A 16,123-nucleotide genomic window follows, 5' to 3' on the forward strand; every position below is an offset into this window, starting at 1 on the left:
CCTCACGAGCGGCCGCTTCTGCAACCATAGTGCTAGCACCGAGCCGTGCGCGGCACGGTCGCGCTCTGCCGTGTCACAACCGCCCACGACGTCGCGCCAGGATCTTCTCTGCCGCCGTGAGCGGCCGTCCCTCCGGCGCCGCGCCGCCCGCGCCGGTTGCGCGCGCTCCCCCTGAGGACGCGGGTTGAGGCCCCGCCGCCGACCCAGGTTGAGGCCCCGGCGTGGACGCCGACGGCGCTGTTCTCTCGGTCGGCGTCCACGCCGGCAGCGCTGTCCTCCCTGGCACCGTCCCCGCCGGCGCGCGCTCGCCGCGCTCGCCGCGCTCACCGCCCTCTCCCCTCTCGCGCCGCCCATCACTCCGCGCCGCCGGCCTCACCTGCGCCCCCTCTCTCCCCGCCCGCCCCCTCTCCCTCGCCGACAGCAGCGCCCCCACCGTCCTCCCCGCGCGCGCTGCCTCCGCCTCCTCCCCTCGATCCCACCGCCTCGCCCGCAGCCGCTCTCCCGCCCGCGCGATCCACGCGATCACCGCCTCCGGCAGCGCCAGCCGCCGCGCCGCCACCGCGAGCAGCAGCGCGAGCGCGGCGAAGAACACCAGGCTCGGCGTCGCGTCCCGGTACGCGAAGCGCTTCGAGGCCCGATCCTCGAAGATGCCCGCGAGCGTGTCGCGCCGCTTGCCCCCGGTGAACTCCGCGATCCGCCCGAGCAGCGACAGATCGCTGCCCGTCGGGCGCAGCTCCTCGCCGGCGGTCATCGCCGCCCCCGTCGTCCCGACCGCCTCCCCCGTGAGTTCGTCCCGGGCAACAGCCACGTAGGTCCCCGGCCGCGACAGCGGCAGCTTCGCCGTGTACGCGCCCGCGCCCGTCGCCTCGAGCGGGAGCTCTCGCGAGAAGCCGTCGGGCCCGGCGACGTGCACGACAAGCCGGCGGAACGACTGCGCACGCCCGTCGTCGCCGATCACGCTCGCCCGCACCGACAGCTCGCCGCCCGACGCGTCCGCTTCCAGGCGCACGCGCGGATCCTCCTCCTTGCGCGTCACGTCGCGCGCGGCCTGCGCGATCATCCGCGCCGCGCCGGGCCAGCGCGTCCACGCGGCGCCCCAGCGGCCCTTGAGATCGCTCGTGAACGCGGCGGCCCGGCCGAGCCCCGCCGACCACACGGCGAGCACCGGATCGCCCTCCGGCCCGGACAGCAGCACCGTGGACCGGCTCTTCGGGACCGTCACCACGTAGCCCCCGAGCGGGGGCGCCTCGCCGAACGGCACGCCGGCGGTGATCGACGACGGCGCGCCCAGCGCGACGTGGAACGGCTCCTCCACGATCGCGCTCTTCGCCGCCATGATGGTCTCCTGCGTGAACACCGCGGGCAGCCGCGTGGCGTCCTCGACGAGGTAGAAGCGGCCGCCGCCGATGCGCGACAGCGCCTCGAGCTCCGGCACGTCGCTGCCCTGGCCCAGCGCCACGACGCTCGTCGTCGTCCCGCGGCGCATCGCCGCCTCCACCATCGCGCGGCACGGCCCCATGTTCTCCGCGTCCGACCCGTCGGCGAAGAGCAGCACGTGCTTCAGGCTCGAGGTGTCCCGGTCGAGCGCCTGGTAGGCCGCCTCGAGGGTGATGTCGACGTAGATGCCGCCGCCGCCCGGGCCCACGGCGCGGATCGCCTTCTCGATCGCGGCGCCGTCCGCGACCGGCCCGAGCGGCACGCTCCACCGCACCGCCGTGTCGACGTGCGCGACGCCGAGCCGATCGCCGGCGCCGAGCAGCGAGGCGGACCGGGCCGCGGCCTCGTTGGCGAGCTCGAGCTTCGTGTGGGCGCCGGCGGTCGCCGCCATCGACCCGGAGATGTCGATGCCGATCACCTCGGCCAGGCTCGCCCGCCGCCGCTCCTGCTTCAGGTCGAACGCGACGGGCGAGATCTCCTCGAGCGGCGTCCTCGCGTAGCCGCCCGGCCCCATGCTCCGGTCGCCGCCCATCAGGAGGAGCCCGCCGCCGAGATCGCGGACGTAGCTCGCGAGCGCGTCGATCTGGCCCGGCGACAGATCCGACGCGCGGATGTCGCTGAGCACCACGACGTCATAGCCGGCGAGCTCCCCGAGATCGGCGGGGACGCGGCTCAGGCCGCCCTCGTCCACGCGGAACGCGCCGTCCGCGAGCGCCCGCGCGATGAACGCGCCCTGCCCGGCGTCGCCCTCCAGCACGAGGGCCGCCGCGGCCCCGCGGACGCGCAGGAACGCGCTCGCCGCGTTGTCCTCGGCGGCCTCGTCGAGCCTCGGATCCTTCGCGGTGATCTCGACGTCGTAGCGGTGCAGCCCGGGCCCCGGCGCCTTCTCCCGGATGCGCAGCACGTCTTCCCCCGCGGCGATCGAGGCCTCGGTGCGGGCGATGAGCTCGCCGTCGCGGCGGAGGCGGATCTCGACCTCGGCCGGCGACGGAGACGACGTGACGAGCCGCAGATCGAGCGCCTCGCCCTCGTCGGCCCGCGCGGGCGCGCGGAGGGCGACCACGCGGACGTCGGGGACGAGCCGCTGCTCCAGCGGGATCACGTCGACAGGGAGGCCGGCGGCGACGGCGGCGGCGGCCGCGGCCATCGTGTCGCCGCGGGTCGCGACGCCGTCGCTGAGCAGCACGACGCGCGCCGCGGAGTCCGGCGGCACCTCGGCGAGCGCGCGCCGGATGCCGGCGGCGAGGTCCGTCCCGTCTCGACCGAGCGCGACCCGCTGCGGGGCCGCGAGCTGCGAGCGCGGGCGCGGCGGATCCTCGGTCGCCGCGCCCGCGGCGAACGCGATGGTGGCGATCCGATCGTCCTCGCGCATGCCGAGCTCGGCGACGGAGAGCTCCTGCGCGACGCGCCGGTCGGCGCTCGGCACGAGGTCGATCGAGCGGCTGCGATCGATTGCGACAAGGACGGTGAGCCGGTCGAGTGGCCGGCCAAGCTCTGGCCCGGCCACGGCCATGGCCGCGGCGAACGCGGCGAAGGGGGCGAGGGAGTCGCCGAGCCGCGAGCGCCACGCCCCCTGCCGGCGGGCGTGCGCCGAGGCGAGCGCGAGCGCGAGGTACCGGAGCGCGATGAACGACGTGGCGCCCAGCGCGAGCAGCGCGCCCCAGGGCCGCGCGAGCCGGAGATAGGCGTCCGGGAGCAGGCCGCACCAGACGAGGCCCACGTAGAGCGCCGGCAGCGCGCCTGCCACCATCCAGCCGAGCAGGAGCGGGCGGCGGAGCGCGCCGCGCCGGAGGGCGAAGCGCAGCAGCGCCGCGAAGACGAGCGCGCCGGCGAGCGTGGCGGCGTAGGGGAGGGCGCGCAGCGCGGCCGCCGGGATCAGGGAGGCCTCCGTTCGGTCCGCATGCGGGGGAGCCGCAGTAAATCATCTTTGCGCGGGCCCGGGGACGCCGCTTCGGCGGGTGTGGCCGAGTGCCCCATCGGCGGCGCCGTGGGGCGTCTCTGTCGGTGTCGAGCGGGTTTCATGGGGCGCTCCGGCGCATCGGAGCACCTTTCCATGGAGCAGCTTTCCATGTTTGTCAGGGATGGCACGCCGTCTGCTTTGGAGCCGTTACGAGCGGCCATGGGTGCGGCGAGGCCGCGCAGCCGGGGCAGGAGACATCATGTCGCGCATCGAGACCACGGACACCTGGAGCGGCACGGACGGCGGCACATGGGATCTCGATGAGGGCCTGGGCGAGCCCGCGCGCGGCGTGCACCACCAGGACGGGGATCTCATCGCGGGCAAGTACCGCCTGGTCCGCAGGATCGGCGAGGGGGCGATGGGCACGGTCTGGATCGCGACGCACGTGGCGCTCGGGTCGGAGGTCGCGATCAAGCTGATGCGGCCCGAGCTCCGTTCGCCGGAGCTCGCGGAGTACTTCGTCCGCGAGGCGCGCGCCGCGGGCCGGCTGAACCACGCGGAGGTCGTCCGGATCTTCGACCTCGGCGAGACCGCGGCGGGGGACCCCTACCTGGTGATGGAGCTCATCGAGGGCGAGTCGCTGCGGAGCGCGCTCTCGCGCGAGGCGGCGATGGCGCCGGAGCGGGCGATCGCGCTGCTCCTCCCGGTCGCGGGCGCGATGCACGCGGTGCACGAGAAGGGGGTCGTCCACCGCGACCTCAAGCCGGACAACGTGATGCTGGTGCGCCGCGGCGGCGGCCGGCTCCAGCCGAAGATCGTCGATTTCGGCGTCGCGAAGATCGTCTCCGAGCGCGAGGCGAGCCAGGCGTCGGCGAGCTTCGAGGTCTTCGGAACCCCGGACTACATGCCGCCGGAGCAGGTGCTCGCCGTCCCTGACATCGATCGCCGCGCCGATATCTGGTCGCTCTGCGCGATGCTGTACGAGCTCCTGTCGGGCCGGCCCCCGTTCTCGTCAAGGAACGCGCTGGACGGCCTGCGGGCGGTGCTGCAGGACGCGGTGCCGTCGCTCGTCGACACGCGCGGCCTCGACGCGGATCTCTGGGCGATCGTGGAGCGCGGGCTGCGGAAGGAGCCGTCGTCGCGCTGGTCGAGCATGCGCGAGCTCGGCGAGGCGCTCGCCGCGTGGCTGAGGGCGCGGGGCGTCCGGGAGGACGCGCGCGGCGTGTCGCTCGCGGGGGAGTGGCTTCCTTGCGAGGAGCCCTGTGTGCCTGCGGGCGATGGCGCGACGCCGCGCGCATCCTGGTGGGTGGAGGAGCGGAGCCGGCCGAGCCGCCGGTGGTCGTCGCGCCGCCGGGTGCACCGGGTGCACCGGGGCCGGCCTCACGGCGAACAGACGGCCTGCCCTTGAGAGAGCCCCCTGATGCGGTCGGCGTTCGCCTGGTGGCGGCGAGCGCAACGCGGGTCGAGCGGCGGGAGTGGCGGCGGTGTACGCTGGCGACAGGTCGCGCATGAACCTCGCCGAGAAGCTCGTCCGGTTCGCCACGCTCGCCGATCTCGACGAGCTGCCGCCCGGCTGGCGGGGCGAGATCATCGACGGCACGCTGTACGCCTTTCCGCGTCCCCGCTTCGTTCACGCGAACATCGAGGACCTGATCACGGCCGACCTCAAGAACCCCTACCAGCGGGGCAGGGGCGGTCCGGGAGGGTGGTGGATCCTCTCCGAGCCGGGCATCCAGATCGAGCGCGCGCCGGAGATATCGCCCGACGTCGCGGGCTGGCGCCGCGCGCGCATGCCCGCGGCACCCATCTCCCTCGTTCCCGACTGGTGCTGCGAGATCCTCTCGCCGCGCACGGCGGGCTACGACAACCTCGTGAAGCGCCGCTTCTACGCCGAGATCGGCGTCCCTCACCTCTGGTACGTGGATCCCGTCCGGCGGACGTTGCTGGTCAGCCAGCTCGAGAACGGGCGGTGGGTCGAGCTGGGGCTGCACGGGCGAGACGAGAAGGTGCGCGCGGCGCCGTTCGAGGACGTAGAGATCGACCTGGCCGAATGGTGGGAAGGGCTCGACGAGGACGAGGGCGACGCGCCCTGAGGCGCCAGCTCACCGAGGCGGACTGCGCTCGTCTCGTGGTCGAGCCGATCGGGCCATGGATCCCGCCTGCGGCAGGTCAGGAGGGCGCGGGTCACCGCGAGGGCTGGCCCGTGCGCAGCGGGCCACCTCGCGAGGTGGGCCAGAGCATGCAATTGGCCGCCGAGCCCGGGATCGTGAAGACATCCATCCCGTGCTCGAAGGTCTGCACGAAGACCTCGAGCTGGCCGTCTCCATCGAGATCACCCACCGCCGGCGCGGCGGGCGCGCCATTGCCGTTGCCGTTGCTGCCGGGGTTCGGCAGGGGCACGTCGTGCAGGACCGCGCCGTTCGCGCCGAGGATCACGAGGTTGCCGGAGTCGAGCACGTCGGGAGCGCCGTAGGTCGCCAGCAGGACCTCCGGTGATCCGTCCTGGTTCAGGTCGGCCACGGTGGCCTCGGTCGCGAACATGATCGATTTGCCGTGCATGTAGTTGTATCGCCACAGGAGCGACGCGTCGGGGCCGAACGCATAGAGATAGCCGTCGTTCATCGGGACGATGATCTCGGGCCGCGCGTCCCCCTGGATGTTCACCGTCGTCGGCGAGGGCACGCCGCTCGGCGGGTAATAACCGTCGATTTCGAGCGGCCTCTCGCCGCGCGGGAGCGTCTCCCACCCGGGCTTGCGCATCGCCGATCGGCTGCCGTCGCCGTGCGCGCCCTCGAGCACCATCACCGCATACGCCTGCGTCTCGTAAGGCTCGTGCATCTCGACGTTCGGTACCCCGACGACCTCGTTCCGCCCGTCCCCGTCGAGATCGACCACGTTCGGCGGCGACGCGGTCCACTGAAGCCACTCGGCGGAGCTCGGGTGCGGCCATGTCCCGGTATGGAGATGAAGATGGTCGCCCTCCACCTTCGGGTCCGCCCAGCGGATGAACTGGCCCCAGGTCAGCGGCTGGTCGGCGAACGCCTCGTCGCGATTCTTGAAATACGGCGCGGCGTCGATCGCCACGCCGTCGTGGTTGAACGCCTGGATGTGGTGGTTGTCGTAGGTGGCCAGGATCTCGAGCTCCGGGTCGTCGTCGATGTCGCCGATGCCGACGTTGAGCCCATAACACCCGAACCCGGAGTGGCCCATGCCGTTGCGATCGGCGTCGTTCCCCGGGCCGCTCTGGTTGTTGTACCGAGGCCAGGCCGCGAAGGCGGCGCCCGCGGACGCGGGTCGATAGAGCGACCCATCCGCGCCGAAGACGAAGACCTGCGCGCCGCCGTCCTCGGTCGTCGCGGTCTGCGTCGTCGTCGCCACCACCTCGATGGTGCCGTCGCCGTCGAGATCCGCCGCGGCGAGCCCGCGCACCTCGGGGGCGTTGCCGGCCGTGGTGGTGTCTGCCGGCCACCCGGCCTTCAGCGCGAGCCCGTTGTTCCATTCGAAGGCGAAGACCTGATGACCGTTGCCATAAACGATGTCGAACGCGCCGTCGCCCTCGAGGTCGGCGACCACGTGCGGCGCGTAGACCCGGTCCTCCCCGGCCTCGGCGCGATCGATCTCCTTCCCGTTCGAGTCGAAGACGAAGAGCGCATAGTAAGCGGCGATGAGCTCGTTCCGACCGTCGCCGTCGAGGTCCATCACCACCGGCGACGCGTACCAGCTCGTCTGCCCGGGCAGGACCATCCGGTGCTCGGGCGCCTGCACCTCGCCGGCGCTCGTGCCCACCTCGCAGATCGGGTTGCGCGTGCCGCCCGTGCTGCCCGTGCCGGCGCCGCCGCCGCTCGCGCCACCCCCGAGCTCGCCCCCGGCGCAGGCCGTCGCGAGCAGCGCGAGGAGCATCGCCGCGCTGCCGAGGGGCCCCGCACCCAGGCCGGTACGCGCGGCCCCTGGCAAAGGGGGCGTGTGTCGAGGTCTGGTGGGGAACCCGCGACCGGAACGGCACGGGCGACGCTGGGTGACCATGAGTCCTCCGGGGGATGTGCTCGCGGGCGACGCCCGCCGGCAGAAGCAGAAAAGGACAGGAGCCAAGCTCATCGAGATTACCAGGAACCTTGAGAGCCGGGGACACGAGAGTCCGGCCGAGGGGGAGCCTCGCGGGATCGCCGTGTGGGTGGTTGCCCAGGGCAGAGTGTGGTTCGTTGCCAGCGGTGGTGTATCATGTAGATCTCGGAGATCGACGACGCGTTCACCCCTGGAGGCGCCGCATGGCCACGATAGAGGCGTTCATTCCGACGGTCGTGCTCTTCGAGACGATCACCGACGTCGCTCGTTCTCACAGAGCGCACCTCGTGCTCCAGCGCTTCGAGGGCGCGCACGGCGGCGCGGCGCTCTCCGTCGTCGAAGCGAGCCCTCTCGCGGCTCACGAGTATCTGAGCGGCGGCTATCAGCTGGTGTACCTGGCGTCGCGGAGGGCGCCCGCCGGCGAGCAGGACTGGGGCTTTTTCGACCGTGAGGCCGCAAATTTGCTCGAGTTCGCCGGCGCGCGCCAGCGCGGCCAAGATCTCGAGCAGGTCACGATCCGCCAGGTGGCGAAGAAGACCAACGTGGCCCCGTTGTTCGCCGCGACCAGGGCGGCGATCGTGGCGAGCTGCAAACGAGGAATGAGGCTCAACGGTCGGCTCTACCCGAAGATCTTCTACGCGAAGGAGCTGGAGGCCGGGAGTTTCCAGCTGTGGGTCGATATCGAGACGAAGACCCTATCCGCCGAGATGGCCGGGTAGGGCCTCTGGCTCCTCGCGGCGCGGCCTTGGCGCCCTGGCGGTCTTTCCCCTGACCCGCCGCAGCGCTAGGCGGCAGGGCTGTCGTGGCCTCGCAGCGGCCTCGGCACGCGCGTGAAATACCAGACGTCGAAGAGCACGAAGCCGAGCGCCGCGAGCGCCAATAGCCACGTCCACTCGACGTGGGCGTCCGGCTGTCCCGCCGCGCTGGAGACGGCGACCTCGCCGCCTCCCTCCGCGAGGAGCGGCCTCGGCGTGAGGTCGCTCTCGGCGACGCTCGTGAGGTTCGCCGGCACGACGACGGACCCGGCCTGCGGTCCCTGCCAGGCGAGGCGGTAGAAGCCGGCGCGGGGCGTCTCCGCGATCACAGCGACGCCGGCGCGCTGCGCGACCTCGAGCCGCTCGCCCGCGGGGCCGATGGCCTGGAGGTCCCGCGCGGTCGCGGGGACGCTCACGCGCAGCGGCTCGCCGGTGCGCGCGGGGCCGGTGATGCCGTGGGCGCGGTGGGCTCGCGCCTGCTCGAGCAGGTTGCGCACGAAGAGCACGAACGACGCCTTGAGCGGCCAGTCGCTCTCGCCCACGTCGAAGCCGAGCAGCGTGCCGGTCCGTGAGGCGGTGGAGATGTCGGTCGCGATCGTGCCCTCCTGGGCGCGGATCAGCTCCTGCGTCGCCGCCTCCGGCTTGAGGGACGAGGCCACGCGGAGGTTCACGCCGTCCAGCGTGAGGAAGCGCAGCCGCGGATCCGCCGTGTCCCACGACGTGAGCGTGGGGCGCTCGAGCGTCGGCCCGACGAGCGTGCCGGCGCAGCGCCCGGGCGGCGGGTTCACGATCAGCAGATCGCCCCCCGGAGGATCGGGCGGGCACGCGCCGTCGATCACCACGAACGTGTCGGGATCGAGGCTGGGCTTCCCGAGCAGGTCCGCGAGCGCGCCCGAGGTCACCGAGGTCATCGGATCGGACGCGAGCGCCCGCTCGATCCAGACGGAGCCGCCGGAGGGCTCCCCCGGCTGCGCGCCCTGGGCGTCGCCGCCCTGGCCCTTGCCGGCCGACGCGAGGAACACCGGGAGCTTGTCGCCGGCCGGCACGCGCCCGTAAGCGACGTCGTCGAGCGGCATCGCGTCGCGCGGCGAGAGCTCGAAGACGAGCCCCTTGCGGTAGTCGCCGGGCGACGGGCGGAACGTGAGCACGACCGGGAGGCGCTCGCTCGGCTTGACCAGCACGCGCCGCGAGCCGAGCACGTCCGACGCGTTGTCCTGCCGCATCGTCACGTACACGTCGCGCGGCTGCGCCCCGAAGTTCGCGACAACGAGGAAGGCCTGCACCTCCTCGCGCTGCTCCGATCGCTCGCCGCCCGCGCCGCTCGCGCCTACCACCGCGCTCCCGGAGCGCACGTCGACGCGGACGATGGCGGCGTTGTCGACCGCATCGCCCACCGTGATGACCTCCACCGGCAGCGACGCGCCGCGCAGCGAGGCGGGGCGGGCGAGGTTGCCGTCGGTGATCGCGACGACCCGGCGGGCGCCGCCGAGCTGGCGGAGCCTGTCGATCCCGAGCGCCACCGCGGCCTCGAGGTCGCCCTCGACGTCGCGCGCCGCGATGGGGTCGATGGCCGCCTTGAGCCGGACGAGATCGCGATCGAGCGCCGCGACGAGGCGCGCGTCGCGCCCCGCCTCGATGATCAGCGCGTCGCTGCCCGGGGCGAGGCCGGAGAGGAGGTCCCTGGCGAGCTGCTTCGCGAGCTCGACGCGCGTCGTCGCCTCGCCGGCCGGCCCGCGAGCGGCCGCGGACATCGAGGCGCTCGTGTCGAGGACGATCGCCACGTGATCGCCGGTGAGCTCGCGCCCGCGCGAGGCGGGGCGGGCGAGGGCGAGGGCGAGGAGGGCGAGCGCGAGCGCCTGCAGGACGAGCGGCAGCTGGGCGATGAGCTTCCTGAACGGCGCGCGCGCCATGAGATCGCGCTGCGCGGCGGCCCAGAGCCACGTCGAGGGGACGCGCCGGCGGCTCCGCTTGATCTTGAGGATGTAGAGCAGGACGAGCGGGCCGAGCAGCGCGAGCAGCCACAGGCCGCCGGGCGAGAGCAGCGCGAGCGGGGCGCCCGCGGAGGCCTGTGCGAGCGGGGCGGCCACGTCAGTCGACGCTCCTCGAGACGAAGCGGCGGACGGCGCCCTCGAGCGGCTCGTCGCTCCGCGCTCGCACGTATGTCGCCCCGTGGCGGCGTGCGAACGCGCGCAGCGCCTCGCACAGGCCGGCGAAGCGGGCCGCGTACGCGGCGAGGGCCGCGGCGTCCAGCGTCACGTCGACGAGCGCGCCGGTCTCGGCGTCCTCGAGCGTCAGGTCGCCCTCGAAGCTCGGATCGAGCTCGTCGGCGGCGACGACCTGGAGGGCCGCGACGTCGTGGCCGGCCTGCGCCGCGCGCCCGAGCGCGGCGGTGACCGGGCCGGGGTCGAAGAAGTCGGAGACGACGCAGAGGAGGCCCGGCCGCGCGCTCTGCCGCACGACGGCGTCGATGGCGCGCGCGAGGTGCGTCCCGCCGGAGGCCCTCACGCCGTCGAGGGCGCGGAGCAGCGCGGCGAGCCCCGCGCGCCCGCGCACCGGCGCGTGCTCGCGGGCGATGCCGTCGCCCGCCACGAAGAGCTGCGCGCGCTCGGAGCGCGCGAGCGACATGTAGCCGATCGCGGCGGCGAGCCGGCGGGCCGCGTCGAGCTTCGTGGGCTCCCCGAAGTCGAGGGACGCCGACGCGTCGCACACGATGCGGGCGATGACGTCCTCCTCGGCGCGGAACAGCTTGAGCACCGGCTCCCCGGTGCGGGCGTACGCGGCCCAGTCGATCCGCCGCATGTCGTCGCCGGGCGCGTACGCCCGGTGCTCCTTGAACTCGGCCGAGCCGCCGCGGCGCCGCGCGAGGTGCTCGCCGGCGCCGCCGGAGCGGGCGCGGATCTCGAGCCGGCGCTGGAGCACCTCGAGCTCGCGGACGAAGCTCGCGCCGAGGAGCGGCTCGGAGGACGAGGGCAGCATCGGAGAGCAGTAGACATCGGCGCGGGCGGGGGTGCCAGCAGGGTCGGCGGGGTCGCGGAGGAGCGAGCGGCGGCCCGCGCTCGGCAGCGGAGCCGGCTGCGCCCGGTCCGTGGTCGCCGCGGTCGCTCCGCGGCGTCGAGACAGACCGCCACGGTGGGGCAGAGCACCCCGTTCACGCTCGCCGTGGCCGACGGGCCCCCGCCTGCGGGCGCGCCGCTGCTCCGTGGCTCGCTTTATGCGAGCCAGCGCTGTGGTTCAGCTGTCCGTGCGCCAGCTCGGCCGGTGGAGCCGCCGAGCGCCCCGTACCGATGTGTCACCCGAAAGGAGGCACCGTGAAGGCCCTGGTTTTCCACAAACCTTCGGACGTCCGCGTCGAGGACGTCCCGGATCCCCGGATCGAAGAGCCCACCGACGTCATCGTGCGCGTCACCGCGACCGCGATCTGCGGCTCGGATCTGCACATCTACAACGGCTTCTTCCCCCAGGTGAAGCCCATGGTGCTCGGCCATGAGTTCATGGGCTTCGTCGAGGAGATCGGCCCGCAGGTCACGAAGCTGCGGAAGGGCGACAGGGTCGTCGTCCCGTTCCCCATCGCGTGCGGGCGTTGCTTCTTCTGCCAGGCGGAGCTCCCCGTGCATTGCGAGAGCTCCAATCCGAAGCACTACGGCCCCGAGGGCGGCACGCTCGAGGGCAAGGGCGGCGCCCTCTTCGGGTACACGGACATCTACGGCGGGTACAACGGCGGTCAGGCCGAGTACGTGCGCGTCCCTTACGCCGACTTCGGTCCACGGAGGGTGCCTGAGCGCCTCACCGACGAGCAGGTCCTCTTCGCGACCGACATCCTCCCCACCGGGTGGACGGCGATCGAGTGGGCCGAGCTCAAGGGGGGAGAGACGGTCGCCGTGTTCGGATGCGGGCCTGTCGGCCTGGCGACCATGAAGTGCGCGTGGCTCCGCGGCGCGGCGCGCGTCATCGGCGTCGATCGGGAAGAGTACCGCCTGACGACGGCCCGCGAGGTCGCCAAGGCCGAGACCGTCAACGTCGACAAGGTCGACGCCGTCGAGGCGATCCGCGCGATGACGGGCGGGCGCGGCGCGGACGTGTGCGTCGACGCGGTCGGGATGGAGGCGCACCGCGGCCTCCTCGAGAAGGCCTCCAGCGCCCTTCACGGCCAGGTCGGGACGATATCGGCCCTCCGGCTCGCCATGAGCGCCGTGCGCCGGGGCGGGGTCGTGCCGGTCGTGGGGGTCTACGGCGTGCCCTATGACAACTTCCCGCTGGGCCAGCTCTTCGACAAGGGCCTGAGGCTCCGCGCCGGCCAGGCGCTGGCGCACAACTACGTCGACCGGATCCTCAAGCACATCGAGGACGGCCACCTCCGGGCGGACGACATCATCACCCACCGCCTGCCGCTCTCGCGCGCCCCGCACGGCTACGAGATCTTCAACAAGAAGCTCGACGACTGCGTCAAGGTCGTCCTCAGGCCCTGAAGCATCCCCTCGAATTTTTCGGGAAATTCACAGGGAGGCGTGGAGGCGTGGAGTAAAATCCCACCAAACGCCCTGTCTCTCCGCCTCCCTGTTCAAATTTTCTCTACATCCGGCGCTCGGGAGCGGCCACGCGCTCGGGCGCCGCGGGCACGCGGACCCTGGCTGCGCGCCCCTGCTGCCTGACACCGGCGTCAGGGGGCGCGCGGCCGCGTTGCTTTGTAATTGGTTGAATTGATGTTTGTTTGTTCAAGGTATGGCGCTTGCTTGGGGCCGGACCTCGGCGAGCGCCCCGCTCGCTGGCTCGGCCACCCGCGATGGCCTCTGATCGCACGGAAGGAGAGCTCCCGATGGCTCGAGATCTGCGCTCAATTCGAACGCTCCTTCACCCCTTATGGTTAGGAGCCCTGGCGCTCCTCGTCCTCAACGATCACGCCCTCAAGGGCTCTTATGTGCTCCCTGGGTGGTTGACCGGGAAGCTCAGCGACTTCGCGGGGCTCCTGGTCGCGCCCGCGGTCCTCGCCTCGCTGCTCCGCGTGACCTCGCGCCGGGGATTCCTCGGCGCGCACGTCGCCATCGGCGTCGTCTTCTCGGCCATCAAGCTCGCTCCGGAGGCCGCCCGCGCGGTCGAGGGGCTCATGGCGCTCACGCCGCTCCCGTGGCGGATCACCGTCGACCCGACGGACCTCATCGCGCTGCCGGTCCTCCTCGCCTCGTACCGCGTGCTCGGCGAGGCGATGGCGCGGCCGGCGCCCGCGCGCCCGGTCGCCCACCGCCTGGCGCTGATGGCGGGCAGCCTGTCCTGCGTGGCCACGAGCTACGATCCGCCTCCGTGCGGCGAGGCCGAGGGGTGCGCGCCGCCGCAGCCGCAGGAGCTCGCGTCGCTCGTGATCGGCAACACGACCGGGAGCGAGCTGCTCATCCGCGTGCGGCGCCTCCGGGAGTCGGTGCGGGTCGACTGCGGCGTCGTGCTCGACGACCCGACGAGCGCCCTCTCGCGCGATCTGTTCGCGAACGCCGAGACCTGGCTCATCGCGCCCGGCCGCGCGCTCCCGCTGGGCAACGCCGGGTGCGACGCTTATCTGATCGACGCCGACGGGCTGCCGCTCACGCTCCTCGCGTGGTCCGCGGCGGAATTTCCGGAGCAGCTGCTGGTCACGTCGACGGAGAACCCGCAGCCGGATCGGATGATCGCGCTGCAGCGCGCCGGGGCCAGGCTCGAGCTCGCCGAGCACCCGGCGGTCTTCCCGGCGCCGCCCCTCGAGACGCCGTCGCCCGTGAGCGCGTGCGGCGCGTACGCCGCGGGGAGCGGGCTCGACTGGACCTTGCCCGTCCCCGGGGCAGGGGTCCTCACCGGCGTGACGTCCTCTCCGGACGGCTGTCATGCCCTCACGCTCGAGCGCGGCGACACCTTCTTCCTCTGCGCTCCTGCCGAGGCGATCCCGTTCAGCGAAGGCGACGTCCTCCGCGTGAGCTCCGTCGCGATCGACGGCGGCAGGTACCCGGAGCTCCCGCGGGACCAGCTCGCGTTCGCGCGCGGCATCCACGTCGAGAGCGCGACGCACGCCGTGCTCGCGCTGCGAGGCAACGTGCTCGCCCGCTGGTCGATGGTCGGCCGGCAACCGGCCGCCGATTTCTCGGCCGATCTCTCGCCGCTCCCGGGCTGCGGCGCGTTCCACGACGCGTGCGGAAGCCTCGTCGCGCCGCTCGAGGCGTCGCTCCTCGGCGAGGGCGTCTCCGGGGTCGTCTCGCTGCGGCCGGGCGAGAGCGCGGAGCTCGCCGAGGGCGCCGGCGCGCTCTTCCTCGTGCGCGCCGACGACATGCCCGTGCGCGACGCGGAGTGCTTCACCGTTCCCATCGATCAACCCCGCCTGCTCGAGTCGGTCTTGGTCGCCGCCGCCGCGGCGCCGTAGGAGGTCACGCCATGAAGCTCCGAATCCATGATGTCCTCGCGCTCGGCGCCGCCGCCGCGCTCGGCGCGGCCGGCTGCGCCGATTCCGGTGACGCGCGGGGCAGCTTCGCCGCACCCACGGATCCCCCGGGCAGCGTGGGCGTCTCCCAGGGCGGCGCGCAGGACTTCGGCCTGTTCCGGCAGATCCTCGAGGACGGCGAGATCCCCGGGCCGGACACGCTCGACGACGTCGGCTTCTTCGCCGAGCACAAGCTCGATTACCCGTCCGCGACGTGCGGCGAGGACGTGTGCATGCACGGGCTGCTCGGGATCATGGGCAACATGATCAGCGGCTCGCCCTGCACGCTCATCCAGATCGGGATGAACTCGCCCGTGGACCTCGGCGCGCTCGAGCGGCCGCCGCTGCACCTCGTCATCGCCGTCGACACGAGCGGCTCGATGGAAGGCGACCCGATCGCCTACGTCAGGGCGGGGCTCGTCGAGATGATCGACGCCCTCCAGCCGACCGACCGGATCTCGCTCGTCCGCTACTCGGACGCGGCCGAGGTCGTCCTCGAGCAGGCGGAGGGCTCGGACAGGGAGGCGCTCACGGAGGCGTTCGAGGGCCTGACCGCGCGGGGGTCGACCAACCTGTACGAGGGGCTCTTCACCGCGTATGCGCTCGCCGAGCAGCACCTCGATCCCGCCTGGCAGAACCGCGTGATCTTCCTGTCCGACGGCGTGGCCACGGCCGGGCTCACCTCGCCTCAGCGGCTCGTGTCGCTCGCGGCTGGGTACGCGGAGAAGGGGATCGGCCTCACGGCCATCGGCGTCGGGGCCGAGTTCGACGTCGACGCGATGCGCGGGATCAGCGAGGTCGGCGCGGGCAACTTCTACTTCCTCGAGGACCCGAAGGCGGTGGAGGAGGTCTTCGCCGAGGAGGTGAAGACGTTCCTCGTGCCCCTGGCGCTCGACGTGGAGCTCGACGTCGCCGTGGGCGACGGTTACGTCGTGCGCGGCGCGTACGGCACGAACGGCTGGCAGGGCGGCGAGCGCGGCGGCGCCGTGCACATCCCGAGCCTCTTCCTCGCCGGCAGGACGAGCGCCGCGGAGCCCGTCGGCTCCGGCCGGCGCGGCGGCGGAGGCGCCATCCTGCTCGAGCTCGTGCCGAAGCCCGACCAGCGAGGCGTCGAGGACCCGCGCGCCGTGGGCAGCCTCGCGCTGTCGTGGCGGCACCCGCTGACGGGCGAGGCGCACGCGCAGGAGGTCGACATCGAGGCGCCGAGCGCGCCCGACGCGCCGCCCGAGGCCGGCTATTTCTCCGGCGACACGGTCGAGAAGGGCTTCGTGATGTTGAACCTCTTCGCCGGCTTCAAGCTCGCCGCCCAGCTCGCCGCGGACGCCGACCCCCGCACCGCGCGGCGCACGCTCGAGGCGCTGCGGCCGAACGTCGAGGCGTGGCTCGCGGATCATCCGGACCCCGACGTCGAGGACGACCTGCGCTACGTCGATCTGTTCATCGAGAACCTCATCGCGGCGGAGGCGAACGTGCAGCCCTACACGCCGGCGGATCCGCCGAACCCCTGGCCCGCAGATTGACCCCGCGCCAGGCCGC

The 16,123-nt window shown here is 73.2% G+C and carries 10 protein-coding genes; 6 read left to right on the forward strand and 4 right to left on the reverse strand.

Going from position 1 to position 16,123, the window contains the following annotated elements; genetic code table 11:
* Positions 1-73: 73 nt before the first annotated feature.
* On the reverse strand, positions 74-3,187 hold the full coding sequence (locus tag WMF34_RS02565; protein WP_437992306.1) for a VWA domain-containing protein: 3,114 nt from the start codon (positions 3,185-3,187) through the stop codon (positions 74-76).
* A gap of 409 nt (positions 3,188-3,596) precedes the next feature.
* Between WMF34_RS02565 and WMF34_RS02570 the strand changes: the two genes are divergently transcribed.
* Both WMF34_RS02570 and WMF34_RS02575 read left to right on the forward strand, forming a co-directional pair.
* Complete coding sequence (locus WMF34_RS02570; protein ID WP_437992307.1) at positions 3,597-4,745, forward strand: serine/threonine-protein kinase; 1,149 nt, start codon at positions 3,597-3,599, stop codon at positions 4,743-4,745.
* 100 nt (positions 4,746-4,845) lie between these two features.
* A complete protein-coding gene (locus tag WMF34_RS02575) occupies positions 4,846-5,430 on the forward strand; it encodes a Uma2 family endonuclease (RefSeq protein ID WP_437992308.1) in 585 nt (194 codons plus the stop codon).
* A gap of 91 nt (positions 5,431-5,521) precedes the next feature.
* On the opposite strand, the gene WMF34_RS02580 is transcribed toward WMF34_RS02575, so the two are convergent.
* Complete coding sequence (locus tag WMF34_RS02580) at positions 5,522-7,237, reverse strand: FG-GAP repeat domain-containing protein (protein WP_437992309.1); 1,716 nt, start codon at positions 7,235-7,237, stop codon at positions 5,522-5,524.
* Positions 7,238-7,602: 365 nt separating this feature from the next.
* Here WMF34_RS02580 and WMF34_RS02585 point away from each other — a divergent pair, with 365 nt between their 5' ends.
* Positions 7,603-8,118 carry a hypothetical protein gene (locus tag WMF34_RS02585; RefSeq protein ID WP_012233107.1) on the forward strand — a complete coding sequence of 172 codons (516 nt, stop codon included), beginning with the start codon at positions 7,603-7,605 and terminating at the stop codon, positions 8,116-8,118.
* A 65-nt stretch (positions 8,119-8,183) separates the two neighbouring features.
* On the opposite strand, the gene WMF34_RS02590 is transcribed toward WMF34_RS02585, so the two are convergent.
* Together WMF34_RS02590 and WMF34_RS02595 are read right to left on the reverse strand one after the other, a co-directional pair.
* Entirely contained in the window at positions 8,184-10,241 is a 2,058-nt protein-coding gene (locus WMF34_RS02590; RefSeq protein WP_437992310.1) for a vWA domain-containing protein, read from the reverse strand.
* 1 nt (position 10,242) lies between these two features.
* Positions 10,243-11,130: a DUF58 domain-containing protein gene (locus tag WMF34_RS02595; protein WP_437992311.1), complete on the reverse strand. Its 888-nt coding sequence runs from the start codon at positions 11,128-11,130 to the stop codon at positions 10,243-10,245.
* A 332-nt stretch (positions 11,131-11,462) separates the two neighbouring features.
* Between WMF34_RS02595 and WMF34_RS02600 the strand changes: the two genes are divergently transcribed.
* The 3 genes from WMF34_RS02600 (at position 11,463) to WMF34_RS02610 (ending at position 16,107) form a co-directional block, all read left to right on the forward strand.
* Positions 11,463-12,620 (forward strand): zinc-dependent alcohol dehydrogenase, encoded by a 1,158-nt coding sequence (locus tag WMF34_RS02600; protein ID WP_437992312.1) that lies wholly within the window; start codon positions 11,463-11,465, stop codon positions 12,618-12,620.
* 464 nt (positions 12,621-13,084) lie between these two features.
* Positions 13,085-14,530 carry a hypothetical protein gene (locus WMF34_RS02605; protein ID WP_437992313.1) on the forward strand — a complete coding sequence of 482 codons (1,446 nt, stop codon included), beginning with the start codon at positions 13,085-13,087 and terminating at the stop codon, positions 14,528-14,530.
* 11 nt (positions 14,531-14,541) lie between these two features.
* Positions 14,542-16,107 (forward strand): vWA domain-containing protein, encoded by a 1,566-nt coding sequence (locus tag WMF34_RS02610; RefSeq protein WP_437992314.1) that lies wholly within the window; start codon positions 14,542-14,544, stop codon positions 16,105-16,107.
* Positions 16,108-16,123 lie beyond the last annotated feature (16 nt).

This window comes from Sorangium sp. So ce145, assembly GCF_051525985.1.
Classification (GTDB): Bacteria; Myxococcota_A; Polyangia; order Polyangiales; family Polyangiaceae; genus Sorangium; species Sorangium cellulosum_B.